This is a genomic window from Brotaphodocola sp., from assembly GCF_983179755.1.
In genome coordinates this window covers 35,509-56,392 of sequence record NZ_CFAHBC010000004.1, presented here as the reverse complement: position 1 = coordinate 56,392, position 20,884 = coordinate 35,509, and the positions used below count along the sequence as shown (strand labels likewise).

The 20,884-nt window shown below is 49.7% G+C and carries 19 protein-coding genes and 1 other annotated feature (1 of these 20 cut by a window edge); of the genes, 18 read left to right on the top strand and 1 reads right to left on the bottom strand.

The genetic code is table 11. From position 1 onward, the window contains the following. Positions 1–200 (top strand) — a binding site (T-box leader); it begins 50 nt to the left of the window's first position. A 121-nt stretch (positions 201–321) separates the two neighbouring features. The 10 genes from AC4EVX_RS02925 to udk all read left to right on the top strand — a co-directional run bounded on the left by AC4EVX_RS02925 (position 322) and on the right by udk (position 10,535). Beyond that, a complete protein-coding gene (locus AC4EVX_RS02925; protein WP_490159531.1) occupies positions 322–1,416 on the top strand; it encodes an iron-containing alcohol dehydrogenase family protein in 1,095 nt (364 codons plus the stop codon). A 55-nt stretch (positions 1,417–1,471) separates the two neighbouring features. Further along, positions 1,472–2,554: an ABC transporter substrate-binding protein gene (locus tag AC4EVX_RS02920; RefSeq protein WP_490159530.1), complete on the top strand. Its 1,083-nt coding sequence runs from the start codon at positions 1,472–1,474 to the stop codon at positions 2,552–2,554. Continuing rightward, on the top strand, positions 2,554–3,450 hold the full coding sequence (locus AC4EVX_RS02915) for an ABC transporter permease (RefSeq protein ID WP_177977173.1): 897 nt from the start codon (positions 2,554–2,556) through the stop codon (positions 3,448–3,450). The genes AC4EVX_RS02920 and AC4EVX_RS02915 overlap by 1 nt, the downstream gene beginning before the upstream one ends. A gap of 22 nt (positions 3,451–3,472) precedes the next feature. Beyond that, a complete protein-coding gene (locus AC4EVX_RS02910) occupies positions 3,473–4,270 on the top strand; it encodes an ATP-binding cassette domain-containing protein (protein WP_177977178.1) in 798 nt (265 codons plus the stop codon). A gap of 333 nt (positions 4,271–4,603) precedes the next feature. Then, complete coding sequence (locus AC4EVX_RS02905; RefSeq protein WP_177977172.1) at positions 4,604–5,698, top strand: PhnD/SsuA/transferrin family substrate-binding protein; 1,095 nt, start codon at positions 4,604–4,606, stop codon at positions 5,696–5,698. Between the two features lie 206 nt (positions 5,699–5,904). Beyond that, positions 5,905–6,657: a phosphonate ABC transporter ATP-binding protein gene (gene phnC / locus AC4EVX_RS02900; RefSeq protein ID WP_177977171.1), complete on the top strand. Its 753-nt coding sequence runs from the start codon at positions 5,905–5,907 to the stop codon at positions 6,655–6,657. Beyond that, positions 6,654–7,475, top strand: a complete 822-nt coding sequence (gene phnE / locus AC4EVX_RS02895) for a phosphonate ABC transporter, permease protein PhnE (RefSeq protein WP_177977170.1) — start codon at positions 6,654–6,656, stop codon at positions 7,473–7,475. The genes phnC and phnE (AC4EVX_RS02895) overlap by 4 nt, the downstream gene beginning before the upstream one ends. Before the next feature lie 17 nt (positions 7,476–7,492). Beyond that, a complete protein-coding gene (phnE, locus tag AC4EVX_RS02890) occupies positions 7,493–8,302 on the top strand; it encodes a phosphonate ABC transporter, permease protein PhnE (protein WP_177977169.1) in 810 nt (269 codons plus the stop codon). A gap of 17 nt (positions 8,303–8,319) precedes the next feature. After that, positions 8,320–9,876: a bifunctional metallophosphatase/5'-nucleotidase gene (locus AC4EVX_RS02885; protein ID WP_490159529.1), complete on the top strand. Its 1,557-nt coding sequence runs from the start codon at positions 8,320–8,322 to the stop codon at positions 9,874–9,876. Between the two features lie 44 nt (positions 9,877–9,920). After that, positions 9,921–10,535 carry a uridine kinase gene (gene udk, locus AC4EVX_RS02880; protein WP_177977167.1) on the top strand — a complete coding sequence of 205 codons (615 nt, stop codon included), beginning with the start codon at positions 9,921–9,923 and terminating at the stop codon, positions 10,533–10,535. Between the two features lie 48 nt (positions 10,536–10,583). Here the strand turns inward: udk and AC4EVX_RS02875 are convergent, their stop codons facing one another. Beyond that, positions 10,584–11,465: a polysaccharide deacetylase family protein gene (locus tag AC4EVX_RS02875; RefSeq protein ID WP_177977166.1), complete on the bottom strand. Its 882-nt coding sequence runs from the start codon at positions 11,463–11,465 to the stop codon at positions 10,584–10,586. 357 nt (positions 11,466–11,822) lie between these two features. Between AC4EVX_RS02875 and AC4EVX_RS02870 the strand changes: the two genes are divergently transcribed. The 8 genes from AC4EVX_RS02870 to AC4EVX_RS02835 all read left to right on the top strand — a co-directional run bounded on the left by AC4EVX_RS02870 (position 11,823) and on the right by AC4EVX_RS02835 (position 20,729). Beyond that, positions 11,823–13,454 carry a D-alanyl-D-alanine carboxypeptidase family protein gene (locus AC4EVX_RS02870; protein WP_490159545.1) on the top strand — a complete coding sequence of 544 codons (1,632 nt, stop codon included), beginning with the start codon at positions 11,823–11,825 and terminating at the stop codon, positions 13,452–13,454. Between the two features lie 161 nt (positions 13,455–13,615). Then, positions 13,616–14,407: a DUF6062 family protein gene (locus tag AC4EVX_RS02865; protein ID WP_177977164.1), complete on the top strand. Its 792-nt coding sequence runs from the start codon at positions 13,616–13,618 to the stop codon at positions 14,405–14,407. A gap of 132 nt (positions 14,408–14,539) precedes the next feature. Next, a complete protein-coding gene (locus AC4EVX_RS02860; RefSeq protein WP_308450475.1) occupies positions 14,540–15,427 on the top strand; it encodes a metallophosphoesterase in 888 nt (295 codons plus the stop codon). A gap of 226 nt (positions 15,428–15,653) precedes the next feature. Beyond that, positions 15,654–17,267, top strand: coding sequence for a nitrite/sulfite reductase (locus tag AC4EVX_RS02855; protein ID WP_490159528.1), 1,614 nt, complete (start codon positions 15,654–15,656; stop codon positions 17,265–17,267). A gap of 240 nt (positions 17,268–17,507) precedes the next feature. Further along, on the top strand, positions 17,508–18,308 hold the full coding sequence (locus tag AC4EVX_RS02850) for a segregation/condensation protein A (RefSeq protein WP_177977162.1): 801 nt from the start codon (positions 17,508–17,510) through the stop codon (positions 18,306–18,308). A gap of 120 nt (positions 18,309–18,428) precedes the next feature. Further along, on the top strand, positions 18,429–19,238 hold the full coding sequence (scpB, locus tag AC4EVX_RS02845) for an SMC-Scp complex subunit ScpB (protein WP_490159527.1): 810 nt from the start codon (positions 18,429–18,431) through the stop codon (positions 19,236–19,238). Positions 19,239–19,370: 132 nt separating this feature from the next. After that, the gene (locus AC4EVX_RS02840) at positions 19,371–19,802 is read left to right on the top strand and encodes a dUTP diphosphatase (RefSeq protein ID WP_177977161.1); all 432 of its coding nucleotides are present in this window, start codon (positions 19,371–19,373) and stop codon (positions 19,800–19,802) included. Positions 19,803–19,814: 12 nt separating this feature from the next. Further along, positions 19,815–20,729: a tetratricopeptide repeat protein gene (locus AC4EVX_RS02835; protein ID WP_177977160.1), complete on the top strand. Its 915-nt coding sequence runs from the start codon at positions 19,815–19,817 to the stop codon at positions 20,727–20,729. Positions 20,730–20,884: the final 155 nt, after the last annotated feature.

Sequence of the window (20,884 nt, the reverse complement as noted above, 5' to 3'; positions counted from 1 at the left end):
AGTTGCCGGTGGTGGGAAGGCGATACTTGCAGACCAGATGAATGGACTTTTGAGGGCGCTCCGGAACAAGGAAATAGAGTATGGAGCGACGATAGCCACGATCGTAACAGGGTGGCGCATATGTTTGTATGCGGAGTGAGAGAGCCGTGAGGCTAAAGCGGGTGGTACCGCGGATATTGAGAATGATATTCGTCCCGGATGGAGAGTGATTTCTGTCCGGGGCGTTTTTTATTGTTCCAAGTGATGATTTTCTATCGCTTTACCGATCAGAAATGTGCAACTTAAGAAAATTCGATCAACACAGAAAGAGGAGGCAGACAGATGAAAGGATACAGCATTTATCTTCCAAGTTATACGATTGGAGAGGGTGTCTATGAGAGCATCGGATCAATCTGTACCCCGTATGGAAAGACGGCGGTTGTGATTGGTGGACATCGTGCGGTGGAGTCAGCGCGGAAGGCGATCTGCGAGGGTGCAGAGAGCGGAAAGATTGAGATTCTTGATTTTGTCTGGTTCGGCGGAGAGTGCAGTTACGAAAACCTTGAGCTTCTCAAGGCGAATGAGACGGTTCAGAAAGCGGACATGATTTTTGCAGTCGGTGGCGGAAAGGCGACTGACACGGCAAAGGCTCTCGCAGAGGAGACCCAAAAGCCGGTCTTCACATTTCCGACAATTGCTTCTAACTGTTCCGCATGCACGAGCGTTTCGATCATGTATCATGCGGATGGAAGTTTCTTAAAGCCGTATTTCTTAAAGAAACCTCCGGTGCATGCGTTCATTGATCTCGGAATCATTGCAAAGTCTCCCGAGCGCTACATGTGGGCGGGAATGGGCGATACTTACGCCAAGTATTTTGAGAGCACGGTTTCCTCGAGAGGAGAGCACTTGAACCACTATGTCGGACTCGGTGTAACGATCAGCCAGATGTGCTTAAATCCGATTCTTGAGTACGGTGAAAAGGCGATGGAGGACAACCGGGCAGGACGGGTTTCCGAAGAACTTGCTCAGACGGTTCTCGCGATTGTTGTGAGCACAGCGCTTACCTCGATTCTTGTGACTCAGGATCGAATCATTGACTACAACACGGGACTTGCCCATGCGATTTTCTACGCGCTAACCTCGTTCCCGCAGATTGAGGAGGGACATCTTCACGGCGAGGTTGTCGGCTTTGGCGTTCTGATCCTTCTCCTTGTGGATGGTCAGAAAAAGATGTTTGAGAAGATGTACGAGTTTAACAAGAGCATCGGTCTTCCAACCTCGCTTGCGGATGTGGAGATCACCGAGGAAGCACTTCCTCAGGTCATTGAGAAAACGATGCAGATGAAGGACATCGACCACAATCCGTATCCAGTCACCGCAGATCTGCTTGAGAAGGCATTTGCAGAGCTTGCAGAGAGAAACAAGAAAGAAAAATAGGAATCCATAAATCCAGTTTATATATAATTTCAGTTTATATGAGGAGGAAACAATTATGAGAAAGGCATTTATGAAACGTTCTTTGGCAATGGCAGTGACCGCAATGATGATGGGAGCACTTGCAGGTTGTGCTTCTGGAAGTTCTTCCCAGACGGAGAACGCACAGACAACGGCTCAGGCTTCTGAGGCAGAGAGCAAGGCAGACGGAGAGACAACGGCAGAGGGTGCTGTCTCTCCGAAGGATGGCAAGGCGTACAAGGTTGGCGTGATCCAGATGGTCGAGAATGGCGCATTCAACGATATGAGAGAGGGCTTCATCGAGGAGCTCCGCGCAAAGGGTTATTCCGAGTCGGATCTCGTAATCGATTACAAGTGTGCGCAGGGAGATGCGACAAACCTTCAGACGATCGCTCAGGGTATGGCTGGTGGAGATTACGATCTCGTTGCAACGGTTGCAACCCCGCCGACTCAGGCGATGGTGAACTTAAAGACGGAGACGCCGGTGATCTTCGTCGCTGTTTCTGCTCCGCAGGCAGCGGGTGTTATTACAGAGATGGAAAAGCCGGATAAGAATGCAACCGGTACTTCCAATGCGATTCCGGTCGGTGACATCTTCGCTCTGAGCGAGAAGCTGACACCGGATGCAAAGACATTTGGTCTTCTCTACTGCACGAGTGAGGTCAACTCCGTAAACACCGCAGAGTCTGCAAAGAAGTACTGCGAGGAGAATGGTCTTGAGTACAAGGAAGCAGTTGTGACGAACTCTTCTGAGGTTCAGCAGGCAGCACAGTCTCTCGCAGACAGCGTGGATGCAATCTTCATCCCGAATGACAGCGTGATTCAGTCTGCAATGCCTCTCGTAACGGAAGTTGCAAGAAGCGCGAAGATCCCGGTATATGGAAGCTCTGCTACGATGGTTGACTCCGGTGCATTTGCAACAATTGCAATCAGCGATAAGGAGATCGGCGCACAGTCTGCTGATATGGCAATCGAGTACTTAAGTGGAACTGCAATTGCAGACATCCCGGCAATCGTTGTTCCGGCAAGTGAGACCGTAGTCAACAAGACGACGATGGAAGCTCTCGGAATCGAGGTTGCAGAGGAAGACGGAATTCGTTTTGTGGAGGATAAGAACTAATGACATTACTGATTGGCTCTCTTCAGCTCGGACTGATTTACGGAGTCATGGTGCTCGGAATCTATATCAGTTTCCGCATCCTGAATATTCCGGATCTGACCGCAGAGGGAAGTTTTACATTCGGACTGGCGACGGCAGCGATTTTCACGACTGCCGGTCATCCGTTTCTTGGAATTCTTGCATCTCTCGTAGCGGGCGCACTTGCAGGCTGTGTGACCGGACTTCTCCAGACGAAGTTGAATATTCATCCGGTTCTGACCGGAATTCTGACGATGAGTGGTCTCTACTCGATCAATACCGTTGTACTCGGTGGAACGCCGAACCTGACGCTGATCGGAAAGGAGACGATCTTCACGCTCGCGCAGAGTGCATTTCCGATGCTTGAGAGAGAGGCAGTGAAGCTCTTGATGGCAGTTCTCGTTTCCGTGGTGTGCACAGTGGCGCTTGTTGCATTCTTCCGCACCCGACTTGGACTTTGCATCCGCGCAACCGGCGACAATACCGATATGGTCAAGGCTTCCTCGATCAATGTGGATCGGATGAAATGCATCGCGCTTGCACTCAGCAACGGACTGATCGCTCTGTGTGGTGGATTGATCGCCCAGTATCAGAGCTTTGCAGATATCAACTCCGGTGTCGGCATCCTCGTTGTAGGACTTGCATCTGTAATCATCGGGGAGGCATTCTTTGGAAAGCGCTCCGTGACGATCGGTTTTATCTCCGCAATTTTTGGCTCGGTGGTTTACCGCTACATCATCGCAATGGCGACGAAGGCAGACTGGTTCCCGGCTTACATGCTCAAGCTCGTGTCGGCAGTTATTGTTACGCTCGCGCTTGCGATTCCGGCGATCAAATCGATGATGGAAGTACAGAAAATTCGGAGAGGAGGGAAATAAAATCATGACATCCATGACACCAATGCTTGAAATTCAGTCGGCATGCAAGAAGTTCAGCAAGGGAACGCCGAATGAGCATACCGCTCTCGATCAGTTGAATCTGACGCTTGCACAGGGCGATTTTGTGACGGTTCTCGGCTCAAACGGAGCCGGAAAGTCAACGATGTTCAATGCCGTCTGTGGAAATTTCCTTCTCGATTCCGGAAAGATTCTTCTCGACGGGAAGGACATCACATTTGAGCCGGAGTACCGCAGAGCACTCAGCATCGGAAGACTGTTTCAGGATCCGATGAAGGGAACGGCGCCGAGTCTCACGATCGAGGAAAATTTAGCCCTCGCCTACTCAAAACAGAAGAAGCGCAGTCTCGCGTTTGCACTGACGAGAAAGGATCGGGATTATTTTAAGACAGAGCTTGAAAAGTTCTCGATGGATCTTGAAAACCGAATGAAGACGAAGGTTGGACTGCTCTCGGGCGGCCAGCGTCAGGTCGTGACACTTCTGATGAGCACACTCGTTCCGCCGAAACTTCTTCTCCTCGATGAGCACACCGCGGCTCTCGATCCGGCGACTGCCGAGAAAGTGATGGAGATCACGAATCGGATTGTGAAAGAAAACAAGATCACGACGATGATGATCACCCACAACATGAAGCAGGCGCTTGAGACTGGAAACCGCACGATCATGCTCGACTCGGGATCGGTGATGTTTGACATCGATGCAAGGCAGAGAGAAGAGCTGAGTGTGGAGCGTCTTGTCGAGATGTACTCCGAGAAGAAAAAGGAAGAGTTTGCGACGGATCGCGTGCTTTTATCTGTGTGACTTGGAATCACGCGCCAAGTCTTTGCGAGCGTCAACTTGAATTCAAAAAGATTAGAGAAAAAGTGGTCCGGCAGTTGTCCTTAGAAATTTTTTGTGTTCTGGGAGCGATTGCCGGATTTTTCATTTTTTGGGAGAAAAATTCGTGCGTACTTAGAAAAATATGAGAATTTTCGGAAACTTTGTCGAATGAGTGATTTACACCGGGCGGAAATTGTGGTACATTATTGAACGGTAGTGGCAAAGGGTGAAGTCTGTCTGCCTGTCGAAGAGGGCGCAGACAGGAATAAAACCGCCACGTACGAGGATTTATGTGAACAATCAGGAGGAAGAATCATGAAAAAATCGATTTCCAGAATTCTGGCTGCAGCTATGTGTATGACACTTGGACTGGCAGTAACCGGATGTGGAAGCAGTGCAGGCAACACGACAACAACCGCAGGAAATGACAGCGCAAATGCTGGCAGTGAAGCATCAGGAAATAAGGAAATCAAGAAACTGACCGTAGCTTTTGTACCGTCCCGTGATCCGCAGGATATCATCACGGCGACCGAGCCGTTAAAGGGTCTTCTTCAGACCGAGCTGGCTAACGAGGGATACGATGTAAAAGATGTAGACATCAGCGTAGGAACCAGCTTCGAGGCAGTTGGCGAGGCTCTTTCCGCAGGAACGACCGATGTCGGATTTATTCCGGGTGGTACCTATGTTCTGTACGACGACGGATGTGAGGCAATTGTAACCGCAACGAGAGACGGTCTTTCCGTTGACTCCGACGATCCGAAGGAGTGGAACGACAACGAGCCGATCGAGGGAACCGATAAGCAGGTAACTTTCTACCGCGCTCTGATCGTAGCTGGTCCGTCCGAGAAGGGTAAGGAGCTGGCAGAGAAGGTCAACGCAGGAGAGGAGCTGACCTGGGAGGATCTCGACAGTGCAAACTGGAGCGTAATGGGTTCTTCTTCTTCCGCAGGATATATTTATCCGTCTCTGTGGATGCTTGAGAACTATGGCAAGAACATCACAGATTTAAGCCATGCCGTTCAGTCTGATTCCTATGCAAGTGCATTTGCACGTCTGGCTTCCGGTCAGATTGATGTACTGTGCACCTACGCAGACGCACGCCGTGACTATGAGAGCAAGTGGAACGACGAGTATGCAATGAGCAACAGCATCTGGGAGGATACCGATCTGATCGGCGTAACTCCGGCGATCTACAACGATACGATCAGTGTCAGCAAGACTTCTCCGATCATGGATGATGATTTCAAGACAGCTCTGACAAACGCATTCATCAACATCGGAAACACCGAAGAGGGTAAGGAGGTCATCTCCATTTACACGCACCAGGGTTATCAGAAGGCAAAAGATTCTGACTATGATTCTGAGCGCGATGCACAGGAAATGATCAAGAAGCTCAACGGAGCGTCATAAGTAAGACATTACGGGAAAAAGAGATGGGCTGTTACATGGACAACAAGGAGCTGTTTATGTGGCAGTCCTTTTCTGCGCATGTGTGTATGAGCGTATCTGCAAAAAATCCGCAAAAATCCGTGAAAAAAGGCGGGAAAATATTGAGAAAGGAACGCTATTATAAGAAACAGAATTTATTATAATGGGGTTTATAATAGCAGAAAGAAATGATTGAGTTTAAAAATGTGGGAAAGAAGTATCCCAACGGCTTTGAGGGTCTGAAACATGTGAATCTGACGATTGATCAGGGAGAATTTGTTGCAATCATTGGCCTGTCCGGCGCAGGAAAGTCAACACTGATCCGCACCATCAACCGCATGCATGACATTACAGAGGGAACTCTGACTGTGAATGGAACTGATGTCATGAGTTTGCAGGGAAAGAACCTGCGCGCATTTCGTCGTAAGATCGGTATGATCTTCCAGTCGTTCAATCTTGTGACGAGAACAACGGTAATCAAGAACGTTCTGACTGCGTTTGTTCCGGATCTTCCGTGGTGGCGTGCTTTCTTTGGCGTATTCACAAAAGAGGAGAAGCTCAAGGCACTTGAGGCGCTCGATAAAGTAGGAATTCTTGACAAGGCATTTGTCCGCACCGATCAGCTCTCCGGTGGTCAGCAGCAGAGAGTTGCTCTGGCAAGAACGCTTGCACAGAATCCGGAGATCATTCTTGCGGATGAGCCGGTTGCAGCCCTTGACCCGGTAACTGCAAAGCAGGTTATGGATGACTTTGACCGCATCAACAAGGAGATGAAGATCACGGTTCTGATCAACATCCACCATGTCGATCTGGCACTCAAGTACGCTTCCCGTGTAATCGGTGTTCGCGCTGGTGAGGTGGTATACGACGGACCGTCTGCAAATGTGGATCAGGCTGTTCTGGATAAGATTTATCAGGGAAGACAGGAGATGGAAGCATGAGTATCTACGACAAGATTTTTCGACCGAAGACCTTCACGATCTCAAACGGAAAGAGCGTTTCCCAGAAGCGTTCCCGTGCTCCGCTTGCTGTGGTGATTCTTCTGGCGATGACGATCCTCTCCGTGAAGATCACTGGCTTTAGCATGGTGGTGCTCACGACGAGAATCAAGGAGTTTTTCGTTATTCTCGGACAGATGTTCCCGCCGAAGTGGGACTACATGCCGTCTGTATGGCAGCCACTGTTTGACACGATCAAGATGTCGCTTCTCGGCTCCTTTATCGGTTCTGTGCTGGTTGTTCCGTTTGCGATGCTCGCTTCGACAAACGTCATTCCGAGCCGTGTGATTGTCAGCCTGATGCGCCTGTTCTTAAGTATCGTGCGTACCCTGCCGACTCTGGTTACCGCGCTGATTGCAACTTACATTTTCGGACTCGGAACGCTTGCAGGTACGACCGCAATCGCAGTCTTTACGTTTGCATACATCGGAAAGATCCTCTATGAGGAGATCGAGACCGTGGATATGGGGGCATTTGAGGCGATGGAGGCAATGGGTGCGACGAAGGTGCGCGCATTCATCTCCGCAATCGTTCCGCAGGTTCTGCCGTCCTATCTGTCGAACTGCCTGTTCTGCTTTGAGGGAAATGTGCGTTATGCATCAATCCTCGGTTATGTAGGTGCAGGTGGACTTGGACTGATTCTGAATGAGAAGATCGGTTGGAGAGAGTACCCGAGCGTTGGTATGATCCTGATTGCCCTGTTTGTAACGGTATTTATCATTGAAACCATCAGCCGTGCAGCACGCCGGCATCTGGTATAAGGGAGGACCGAAAAACGATGAATAAGAGAATTGAAACTGCTTATGAGGCACGCCCGAAAAAGTGGATGTTTGAGCTTGCTGTCGCAGTCGTTGTCGTTGGACTTCTGATCTGGAGTGCCTCCGGTGTTGAGACGAGCGGAACGACTCAGAACGGCGGAAAGATTGCAATGAATATCTTATCCGGTATTTTTCATCCGGATACGGCGATGTTGTTTGGATTCACGACAAAGGGAGTTCCGTACCTCCTGCTTGAGACGGTCTGCATCGCCTTCCTTGGAACAATTGTCGGAGCGATCATCTCGATCCCGCTCGCTTTCCTGTCTTCTGTGAACCTGACTGGAAAAGTGATTGCCTTCATTGGTCGTATCATCATCATGATGATCCGTACTGTGCCGGCATTTGTCTATGGTCTGATGTTCATCCGTGTGACTGGACCGGGTGCATTCGCAGGTCTTCTGACGATGTCCCTGTGCTCTGTCGGAATGATCACAAAGATGTACACCGAGGCGATTGAGGATCTCGATACGAGAATTCTTGAGTCTCTCGACGCGTCCGGATGCACGACCTGGCAGAAGATCCGCTACGGAATTCTTCCGCAGTTACTGCCGAACTTTGCTTCCACTGCAATCTACCGCTTCGATATCAACCTGCGTGATGCGACCGTCCTCGGTCTTGTAGGTGCAGGCGGAATCGGTGCACCGCTGATCTTTGCGATGAACAGCTATCGTTGGAGTGAGGCAGGCGCAATCCTTGCCGGTCTGATTGCGCTCGTTCTGATCGTGGAGTTGATCTCCACCCAGATTCGTGTAAAGCTGACGAGAGGATAGGAGTGAGAGTAAGAAGGATGAAAAAACTGGAAATTATTTTCACATCCGATACCCACGGCCATATTTTCCCGGTCAATTATCCGGCAGGAAGAGCGGATGCATCCGGACTCTTAAATATGGCATCTCAGGTGGAGAAGGATGGAAATACACTGATGATCGATGGAGGAGATTCTCTTCAGGGAACTCCGTTCGTTCAGTATTACCGTGAGCATCAGCAGGAGTGCAAGGCTCTGCTTGCTGATGGCAAAGGCGGATTTTTCCACCCGGTTGCCGAAGCCTTCCGTGCACTCGGATGTGATTATTTTACACTTGGAAATCACGATTTCAATTTCGGATATGACTTTCTCTCTGAGTATGTGAATGCGATGGGAGTTCCGTGCATCTGTGCAAATGTCGAGGATCTCGGCGGAAAACTCCCGATTCAGAAAGAGGTTGTCCGCGTGCTTGCAAACGGTCTTCGCGTCGGAATCACCGGCATCGTCACGGACTGGGTCAAGATCTGGGAGAGAAAAGAAAATCTCGAATTTTTAAAAATCACAGATCCGATTGTGTCTGCAAGAGAATCGCTTGAGCGTCTCAAAGGCGTCTGTGATGTGACGGTCTGTGTCTATCACGGTGGATTCGAGGAGGATCTTGAAAACGGAAAACTTCTCTCCGACAGTGGAGAAAACGTTGCCTGCAAGATTGCGAGAGAGTTGAATTTTGACCTGCTTCTGATAGGTCACCAGCATATGCCGGTTGCAGGAAGAATGCTCTATGGAACATGGGCAGTTCAGCCACCGGCAGGAGCTTCCAAATATGTGCACCTCTATGCGGAGATCTCAGAGGAGGAGAAGATTTTTGCTTCTTCTCTGGAATCCGTGGGAGAAAAGCATCAGGAAGAGCCGTATGCAAAGCTCTATCCGCTTGAGCAGGCAGTCCAGACCTGGCTTGACGAGCCGGTCGGGGCACTCAGCAGTGCGATTGAGCCGGAGGATAAACTTCCGGCGGGGCGATACGGAAGCCGTCTTGCAGAGCTCTTTAACCAGGTTCAGCTTGAGCGCACCGGAGCCGATATCTCCTGTGCAAGTCTCGGAAACGATCCGGCAGGACTCAAGCAGAGCGTGACAATGCAAGACATTTGTGGCGCTTACCTGTTTGATAACACGCTTGTGGAGCTTGAAGTAAACCGCGAGGTTCTCAAACTGATGCTCGAGCGCTGTGCGTCCTACTTTGATCTGGTGGACGGAAAAGTCGTGATCTCGGAGCGCTTCTTAAAGCCGAAAATCGAACATTACAACTACGATTTCTTTTCCGGAATCCGCTATACCTTTGATCTGACCCGTCCGGTCGGAGATCGCGTGACCGAGCTTCTGCTTGCAGATGGAAGCGAGCTTGGCGACAAGTCCTACCGCCTTGTGACGAACAATTACCGTGCGACCGGTACCGGCGGATATGCGTTCCTTGCAGACTGCAAGGTACTCTGGCGCGGAACGGAGGAGATGCCGGAGATGCTTGCGAGATATATCGGAAAGCACAATCCGGCGGATGTGGAAGGCAGAGCGCTGATCACGGTTTTGCCGACGGATAAATAGAACACGCACAACAAAATTACCACAATATTTATGGGGGAAGAACGATGAAAACGATTCTGATTGGAATTGCAGGAGGAACCGGATCCGGAAAATCTACGTTTACAAATCGCCTGAAAGACCGGTTCGGCGATGACATTGATGTGATTTACCACGACAATTATTACCGCCGTCAGGACGATGTCCCGATGGAAGTGCGCCAGAAGCGCAATTACGATCATCCGGATGCACTCGAGACCGATCTTCTTGTGGAGCACTTAAAACAGCTCAAGGCAGGTCATGCGGTTGACGGTCCGGTGTACGATTACACGATGCACAACCGCTCCGAGAAGACGATGCACATCGAACCTCGCCGGATTATCATTGTAGAGGGCATTTTGCTTCTTGCAGACCGCCGTCTCCGCGACATGTTTGACATCAAGATTTATGTGGAGGCAGACGCGGATGAGCGTATCCTGCGCCGAATTGTGCGCGATGTTGAGGAGAGAGGTCGCTCTCTCGAGAACATCGTCGAGCAGTATCTGACGACGGTAAAGCCGATGCATTACCTGTATGTGGAGCCAACGCGCGCGAAGGCAGATCTTGTGATCAACAGCGGACTCAATGACGTTGCTTTTGACATCATGGCGACGAAGATCCAGAAACTTCTCGAGGAGGTCTAAGCCGGAGCTGTCATGTGAAGAGCTTGGGGATTGAGCGCATTTCGAATATTAGGACGCGGTTTTTTGCGTGAGTTCTTCTAATGCATGAAACGAGTAGCCCATCTCCTCCCATTTTGTGAGAAGTTCGTCAAGAATTTCTGCATTTGTGCGGGATGTGCTGTGTAAGAGCACGATCGCGCCGGGGTGGATGCGCCCGAGGAGTTTCTGAAAGGCTTCCTCGTGTGTGGGCTGGCGGTCTTCATACCAGTCGACGTAGGCGAGGCTCCAGAAGAAGGTGTGATAGCCGAGCTCCTTCGCCATCTGAAGGTTGGACTCGCTGTATTTGCCCTGAGGTGGACGGTAAAATCGTGTCATTGTCTGACCGGTTGTCTCTTCAAAAAGTTTCTCCAAGGATTCTAATTCCTCGGAGAAACTTTTTTTTGTTGCAATTTTTGACATGTCGGGGTGGTGAAACGTGTGGTTGCCGACGGTGTGTCCCTCCGCAATCATGCGTTTTACGAGATCGGGACTCGTCTGGATATAGTTTCCGACGATGAAAAACGTCGCGGGCGCATGATGCTTTTTCAGGGCGTCGAGAATTGCGGGAGTGTTGCCGTTTTCGTATCCGGCATCAAACGTCAGATAGAGGATTTTTTCGTCGGTATCGTCGGCGTAGTGGGCGTTGAACTGCTTGAGATAGTCGGAGGTTGCATTGGCGACCGGGGGCTTTCCCTCCTGCTGAAAGCTCAGCCCCCAGTTGCCTTCTGCGGAGACAGGGAGGGATGTGACCGGGGAGGAGCGTACGGCAGCTGAGGAAGCAGAGCCGGAACGTGCGCTTAGAAAACCTAAGAATCGCCCGGAGAAGAATGCGATAAGAAAGATGACGGCGACGACGGTGAAGCGTGTCAGAACGCGAGAGTGAGGAAAATGGAAAAAGCGCAGGTGTTTCATAAAGACGGATAACCTCCCGGAATAAAATTTGTGGTCTGCGTGCAGATGAGGATTTTTAGGGATCTGGGATCTCTCATATGATTACGATATGAAGGGAAGAGAGGAAACATTCAAAGAAGAAGGGAAACATTCGCACAGCGATGTAGTTCACAAAACCGTCGAATTTTAAGATCCCCTCCAAGAAGTTGTAAGAAAGTTGTTACATTTGCCAAATAGAAAGTGTGGTATACTGATACGAGCAGGAAAAGAGAAACGCAAGAGGAGAGGACAGACAATATTATGAAGAAAAACTGGAAGAGATTGCTGGCGATGGGAATCGGATTCACCCTTACCTTTGGTCAGATTACATATGGAACAATGATTTCGTCTCAGGCGAGTGTGACACAGTCGTCAGGGAGCACGCAGAGCGTCCTGAAAGAGCCGACGGTTTCCGCTCAGGGAGCTGTATTGATGGATGCGGCGACCGGACAGGTGTTGTTCGGAAAGAACCAGGATCAGCAGTTTTATCCGGCGAGCATCACGAAGGTCATGACGGCATTGCTTGTGCTTGAACATTGCAATTTAAGCGATGTCGTGACGTTCTCTAAGACTGCGACGACGAATCTGGAGTCAGGAGCGACTTCTCTCGGAATTGCGGAGGGCGATCAGCTGACCGTGGAGCAGTGTCTGTACGGACTTCTCTTGAAATCTGCAAACGAGATTGGAAATGGTCTTGCCGAGCATGTGTCGGGAAGCGTCAGTGCGTTTGCGGATCTGATGAACCAGCGCGCGGTACAGCTTGGATGTAAGAACACGCATTTTGCAAACCCGCACGGTCTGAACAATTCCACGCACAAGACGACTGCCTATGATATGGCGCTGATCATGCGTGCAGCGGTGCAGAATGACACGTTCCGAAAGATTGACACGACGACATCCTACAATTTCCCGGCGACAAAGAATTCCGGAGCGCGGACGATCACAATGGGGCACAAGATGATGTATCCGACTGATACCCGCTATTATGAAGGAATTATTGGCGGTAAGACCGGATATACTTCACTGGCGGGCAATACGCTTGTGACGGCGGTTGAGAGAAACGGCGTGCGCCTGATTGCAGTTGTTTTGAAGTCGGCCGGAACGCATTATACCGATACGAAGGCGATGCTCGACTATGGATTTGCAAATTATACGACACTGACCGGAAGAACCGGAAGCACGACGGCTGGAACAACGGGAACAACAGGTAGTCAGACTTCGAGTCAGCCGGGAACCTCTGGAACAGGAAATGCAACTTCCGGGACAATTACTTCGGGTGGTCCGGGCGTGGTTTCTGGAACGACAGGGACAACAGGAACGACGACTTCCACAACTCCGACGACGGGAAGTACGGAGACTTCAGGCACTGTGAATTCTGGAAACAGCAGTAGTTCGACAAGCGGAAGCACAGCAGGACCGTCTGGAAATGGAATTCCTGCTTCATCTGCTCCGACAGCCGGAACTCCTGAAGCCGGAGTCAGCACAGTGGGACCGGGAGGAACGATTCACACAACTGGAAACAGCGCGGGGGCGCCGGGAAGCACCTCCGGCACGCTGAGTCAGCCGGGAACTTCCTCAAGTTCTTTCTCTTCAAATGCATCGTCCGCTTCCCAGTCTTCGCCGGCGGATGGATCCTCCGATTCCTCTGCGGGCTGGAAACAGGGCTGGAATCAGGATCAGACAGGATGGTATTATATCAAGACTGCGACTGGCGCCCGTGCAGCCGGAGAATGGATGAATGTCGGCGGACAGCGTTACTGGTTTGACTCTAACGGATATATGGCAACCGGATGGCGCACGCTTTCTGATGGTTGGTATTACTTCCTGCAGGATACGGGATATATGCTGAAAAATAACTGGATGCAGACGAATGGGATCTGGTATTATCTCGGAAGCAACGGAGCGATGCTGACGAACACGATAACACCGGATGGCTACTATGTGGACGCAAGTGGAGCGTGGACAAAATAACGTGGAGAAGTAGAAAGACAAAAAGAAAAGTACAGAGCTGAGTGCATGGAAGTATGGGAATATAGGAACATAGAGATACAAAGTTAAAAACTTAAACGTGTAAGATCAGGCATAAGACATACAGATGTACAAAAACACAGGGGGAAGTTGGGGAAAAACGAATGAGAGAAAAACTGTATACGATTGAACTGACCGATGCGGTTAAGTCTGGCGATGAGTGTTGCTTTTGCTGGCTTGAACGCAAGATGGAGCAGGAGAACCTGGAATTCGTTCTGGGTTCTTCTTATATGGAAAGTGATGTGAGGGATCAGACAAGTCTGCACGGATTTTGCAGACATCACACAAAAATGATGTATGACTATGGCAATACGCTCGGGAATGCTTGGATTCTCAAGTCGAGAATGGAGAAGGTGAGAGCGGATCTTGCCGAGAAACTTGGCATGGAGTCGGCAACGTCTGCTGAGACAAAAAAGCGGCAGGATGGGATCTTGAAGTCATTATTTTCCGGAAAGACTGGGAAAAAGAAGTTGATCAGCGGGGAGGTTTCAGAAAGTCGCAGTCATGAAAATTGCGGCTGTTACATCTGCGAGCGCATGGATACGATTTATGCGCGGATGCTTGACACGTTTGCATGGATGCTCGAGCATGATCCGGACTTTGGAGAGACACTGATGAAGTCAAAGGGATTTTGTCTGCGTCATTTTGAGGAGGCAGAGGAGACCTGTGAGCGGACACTGAAAAGTGAGGTCTGGGAAGCATGGAAACCGAAATTAAACCGCCTGATGCTTGACAATCTCGACCGAGTGCAGGAAGATGTAAATTGGTTGATTGAGAAGTATGATTATCGCAACAAGGATGCGGACTGGAAAGAGTCGAGGGATGCCGTGCCGAGGGCGATGCAGAAGCTGGCCGGCACGCATCCGGCGGATCCGGTGTTCCGCGACAGACGGTAATTTGGATGGTTTACCCGGAGTGAGAGCGGGCGTAGCGGTGCATAAGGTTGCAAAATACGCAAACCCACCTGCTTATAGAGGAGGGAGACATTCACACTAAGTTATATCGTTATAAAGAGGGAGAGAAACACAATGACATTTGGAGTCAGACAGGTTCTGCCGTGGGCAGTGGCAGGTGTAGCGGGCGCGACAGCGGTTCTTGCGAGATCCCGCTACGAGAGAAATCATTTTGTGACGGAGGAGGTTACGATCGTCTCCCGGAAACTCGCGAGAGAGTGGACGGCAGTTTTTCTGTCTGATCTGCATGACAAGCAGTTTGGAGAGGGCAATCAGCAACTTGTCGAGGAGATTCGTCAGATTGAGCCGGATCTGATTTTGATTGGCGGAGATACGATGGTTGCAAAGGAGAAACTTGCAGATCTGACTGTGACGAGAGAGCTGATGGAGCAGTTGAGTCAGATTAAAAACTGTCGGATTTTCTATGGAAATGGAAACCATGAACAGCGTCTTTGCAGGGAATGGGAGACTTACGGAACGATGTACCGTGAGTTCCTGCATATTTTGAGGGAGTATGGGATCTGCTATCTGTCAGATCGCACACTTCATGTCGGAGAGGATCTTGCAATCAGCGGATTGAACATTGACCAGCCGTATTACCGCGATTTTTCACCGGCTAAGATGAGTGAGCGCTATGTCAAATATCATCTTGGAGAGGCAGATCCGCGCCGGTTTGAGATTTTGCTTGCACATTCCCCGCTCTTTTTTGATGCCTATGCACAGTGGGGAGCAGATCTTGCGCTCTGTGGTCATTTTCACGGTGGGACAATTCGCCTGCCATATCTCGGAGGAGTGATGACTCCGCAGTTTCAGTTTTTCCGCAAATGCTGTGCGGGAACGTTTGAAGAGAACGGTCATACAATGATTGTCAGCAGAGGTCTTGGGACTCATTCGATCAACCTTCGCCTTGGCAATCGTCCGCAGTTGATTGTACTGAAATTAAAACAACAAATAGGGGAATAAAACGAGAGAATTCGTGCAAAATAGGAAAAAGAAACAGAGTTATTGCGAAAAAATGCGCAGGTATGCCGATAGACAGTAAATTTAATTCATGGTAAATTAGTCGGAAATAAATCGAAGCAGAACACCGAACGTTATAAACGTAATCAGTGCTTGAACGGTCGTGGGATTGACTGGTTCAGAGAATTGAAAATGAGTACATAAGGTGAGAAGAGGAGAGATTGATTCCATGACGGATACCAGAAGAAAAGAATTGAAAGACAGAGAAGTTTGTGGCACTAGAATTTCGCATATGGATTCCAGTCTCTGGCTGGATGATTATGAGGTGTTTGATCAGGCAACTGAGCAGTTTTATCGCAGAGAGATTGATGCAAAGGCATACAAGGGGATTTCAGGTGGATTTGGAAGTTACGCGCAGAGAGGGGCAGAGGCGAATATGTTGCGTCTGCGTCTTCCGGGTGGACGAATCGACCAGAAAAAGCTCAAATTTCTTGCGGATTCCATAAAAAAATATCAGGTAAATAAAGTGCATGTTACGACATGTCAGACAGTTCAGTTTCACAATCTCTCGGGGGAGGATGTATGCGTGCTTGCGAGAGAGGCCGTACAAAATGGGGTGATCACGAGAGGTGGCGGTGGAGACTTTCCGAGAAACACGATGGTTTCTCCGCTCTCCGGTGTCGAAAAAGGCGAGTATTTTGATGTTTTGCCGTATGCGCTTGTGGTTTCCGATTTCCTGCTCGGTTACATTCATGGACCGAAGATGCCAAGAAAGCTCAAGGTCGGATTTTCCAATTCTCCGGCGAACCTGACGCATGCGACGTATCGGGATCTCGGGTTTGTCGCGAGGGAGGATGGGTGTTTTGATGTGTACAGTGCGGGCGGTCTCGGTCTGAATGCGAAGATCGGTGTGCGTGTCGCAGAACAGGTGAAACCGGATCAGATTCTCTACTATGTGGAGGCAATGCACGAGATGTTTTTGACTTATGGCAATTATCAGAATCGTGCGAAGGCGAGAAGCCGTTATATGCAGGATTCGCTTGGCGGACCGGAAGCATACAGGGATGCATTTGAAGAAAAGCTGAAGGCAGTTTATGAGTCGGGAAAAAATCTTGATTTGGTACTCAGTGAAAAAGAAAGGATGTTATTTGGAGAGAAGGCTCCGGATGGTGAGATTCCAAAATCAAAGAGAGTGATCGCACAGAAGCAGGACGGGCTCTGCGCAGTCTGGTATCACCCGGTCGGTGGATGCCCGAAACCAGAATTTTTTGAGCGCATTTATGAGACGGTTCGGGAGATGGATCAGGTTGAACTCAGAATCGCTCCGGATGAGAGCATTTACATCATCAACTGTACCGGAAAAGAAGCAGAGCGTGTGCTCGCGTGCACGGGTGACGGTGCCGAGACGGAATTTTCCAGTTCGGTGGCGTGCATTGGAAGTGCAATCTGCCAGCAGGGACTTCGCGATTCCCAGGCAATGCTTCGGAAACTTGTAGAGATGGAGGGCAGAGAGGGATTTGCCGACGGCGTTCTCCCGAAAATCCATATCTCGGGCTGTCCTTCGTCATGCGGAACGCATCAGACCGGAGTCGTCGGACTGCGCGGTGCGGGAAAGAAAGTCAATGGCGAGATGCAGATTGCCTTTCAGCTGACTTACGGGGGCTGTGACCGCCAAAACCAGGAGAAAATGGGAGATCTGCTCGGAGTTCTCTCGGAGGATCAGGTCCTTGCATTTTTTACAGAGCTTGGACATGAGATTGTGAAGTCCGGAATGACGTTTGAGGCATGGTGCGAAAAGAATCCGAGTCGTTTTGAGGAAATGGCGTACCCATATACAAAATAAAAAGAAAAAGAATCTGAATCAGGGAAACATCAAAAATCCTCCGTCTGGAAGTAGGAGAGGCATCAATTTGCGATGCCACTTATTTACAGAGCGGGGGTTTTTTGTTATACTTGGAAAGAAAATTTGTAACGGTTTCGCAGGTCTGAGCATTTATTGCTCTGACTGTAAAGACAGAAAAACGTTACGAAACTTTCCTATCTGAAAATGGGAAGGACACGTTGATGAAAAAGTGGGGAGAATATGGCGGGAATTTCATATAAACTGGAAAAATTTGAGGGTCCGCTTGACCTTCTGCTTCACCTGATAGAGAAAAATAAGATCGATATCTATGACATTCCGATTGTGGAGATTACGCATCAGTATCTCGCATATGTTAACCAGATGGAAGAGGAAGATTTAAATATTGTCAGCGATTTCCTCGTGATGGCGGCGACGCTTCTCGATATTAAGTCCCGGATGCTTCTGCCGGCAGATCCCAAGGAGGATGACGAGGAGGACGGAGAAGATCCGAGAGCAGAGCTTGTCCGTCGCCTGATGGAGTACAAGATGTACAAGATGATGGCGCAGGAACTCTCTGATATGGAGGAAGAGGCGGATGGAGTTCTGTTTAAGGGACCGACAATTCCGCGGGAGGTGGCAAAATACGAACAGCCCGTCGATCTCGATGAGCTTCTTGATGGTCTGACACTCGCAAAACTTCAGAGAATTTTTGAGTCCGTGATGAAACGGCAGAGAGACAAGGTTGATCCGATCCGAAGCAAGTTTGGAACAATCAGGAGGGAACCGGTCAGCCTCGAGCAGAAGGTGATGGAAGTCATGACCTATGCGAGAAAGCATCGGATCTTTCGTTTTCGCCAGATGCTTGAGGGACAGAACAGCCGAATTGAGGTGGTTGTGACGTTTTTGGCAGTTCTTGAGCTCATGAAGATTGGAAAGATTCATCTGACTCAGGAGTACGCATTTGACGATATGGATATTGAGATTCTCGAGGCAGAGGGAGAAGAGACTGCGATTGAGCTGAATGATCTGGAAGATAAATAGTTCGCCCCTTCTACGATGGAGATAGTTGCTTTGCGTTGTATGTGGGTAAGACGGATCAATCAGTGATGAATCATAATGGAAAGACAGATAAGACGAATAAAGAAATGAGAAGGAAACAGTATGGGAAGTCTTTTTGACGATGAGGATGATGACGAGGAATTTGATCTGGCGAAGATCGAGGCGCGTCATGAACAAATGGAAGCAGAAGCTCTTCTCGATGAGGAGGAGAAGCGCCTGGCGGAGCAGATTGCGCAGGAGCAGGCACAGGAAGTATCGGAAATACCGGAAGAGGAAGGTGAAGTCGAGGAAGAGCCGGAAGAAATCCCCGGGATTTATCCGGCGTCCGACTGGGAGGCGATCGTGGAAGCGGTGCTGTTCACGATGGGCAATTCGGTTCCGGTGGAACAGCTTGCGATGGCGATTGACCAGAGTGAGGCGATTGCAAAGCGGGTGGTGAGAAATTTACAAAGGCGCTACCAGCAGGAAAATCGAGGAATGCAGATTCTTGAACTGGAAAATGCCTATCAGATGAGCACGCGGGCGAAGTACTATGAGAATTTGATTCGTGTGGCATCTGCGCCGAAGAAACATGTGCTTTCCGATGTGCTGTTGGAGACGCTCTCGATCGTGGCATACCGCCAGCCTGTGACGAAGATTGAGATCGGACGAATCCGAGGAGTCTCCTCGGATCACGCGGTCAATCGTCTCGTGGAGTATGGTTTGATTTACGAGGCGGGTCGTCTCGATGCGCCTGGTCGACCGGCACTCTTTGCGACGACGGAGGAATTTCTTCGGAGATTTGGAGTCGGGACGATCACAGATCTGCCGACGATGAATCCGGAGCAGAAAGAAGAGATTATTCAGGAAGTCGAGGAAGAGCTTCAGCAGAAGGATAATCAGAAAAAGGATCAGGAAGAGACTGAAAAATAAGAAAAAAAGGATTGATAGAAAAAACCGGAACCAGAGAGAGCCGGAACTAGAAATGGCTGGAATTAAAGAAAGCCGGAACTAGACAAGAAATCTGTAATCAGAAATCGAGAGAGAAGGAGAAACGTGAAAACTATGAAAATCAGAATCAAATATTTTAAGGAAAACATGGAAAAGCTGACCTATGTGGATGGAAAGTCTGATTGGATCGATCTTCGATCTGCGGAGAATGTGACGATGAAAGCGGGGGAGTTTCGTCTGATTCCTCTCGGTGTGGCGATGGAGCTTCCGAAGGGATATGAGGCTCATGTTGTTCCGCGCAGTAGCACGTTCAAGAATTTTGGCATCATCCAGACAAATCATATGGGCGTTATCGATGAGAGTTATTGCGGAGACGGGGATCAGTGGTTTTTCCCGGCATATGCCCTGCGCGATACCGAGATTCACGAGGGCGACCGGATCTGTCAGTTCCGCATCATGGAGCATCAGCCACAGATCTGTTTTGAGGAGACGGATCAGTTGGGTCATGAGGATCGGGGCGGTCATGGAAGCACCGGAAGAAAGTAAGAGGCGAGAATTGTGGAGAGATATTCAGCAGAAGGTGTAAAGCGGAGAAAAGGAAGCATCATTGAACTGGAGAGTGCCAGAAAGATGAGTCGTTCAATCAATGGGGATGGAGATTCCAGGAGAGGGCGCTCAGGCGGTGCAAGACGGGGAATCAGTGAGCAGGAACGCAGGGAACAGGCAAAACGTGCTGAGATGGCAAGACGGATGGACGAGTCGAGGAGAGGGTCTGTCCGCAGAAAAGGTCCGTCGAGACGGCGCAGAAAGTCGAGCGGTGGCATTGGAATTCTGGTTGCACTGATTGCGATTGTCGTGGTCTGCTCTGGATTTGGACTTGTGCATTATAAGAATCAGAAGGAAGAACACCGGCTTGCCAGGGCGGGGGTGGAGTATCTGAACCAGGGCAACTATGAGGCAGCGGTTGAGACCTTGAATCAGGCAGTTCAGAAGGCCGGAAAACGCATGGGCGCTTATGAAAAGCAGGTGCTTGGAGCGAGAGCGGAGGCAGAGTACCGTGTTGGCGATTACGACACCGCACTTGAGACGTACCAGACGTTGAGAAAGGCGGACGCAGAGAATGAAACCTACAAGAAGGGCGTGGTTCTGTGTCTGATGGAAAAGAAGGAGTACAGTTCGGCGCTTGAGCTTGGGGTATTACAGGCTCAGATTTACAGTCGAATGGCGACCGATCAGATCGAGGCGAAGGATTACAACGGGGCGCTCACGTCTGTTCAGCAGGGACAGGCGGTAGTCGGAGATGACCAGAGAACCGCGAGAGAACTTGCCTATGATGAGGCAGTGCTCTGGGAATATGCCGGAGACTATGGAAAGGCACTGGAACTCTTCGAGGACTACGAGAAGACGTATGGAACGGACGATGAGGTCAGCCGGGAGATCACCTTCCTGAGAAGTCGCCAGGGAAACAATTAAAGTAAAAGAACTGGGAGTCAATATTAGTATCAGCAATCCATGTTAATTAGAATCCGTATAAAGAAGCAGCATGGAACATTGAGATCAATATTGAAATAAGGATTGGGATTAGCATTAGAGCTGACAGAGATCTGGAAAGAGAATAAGAGAATAAA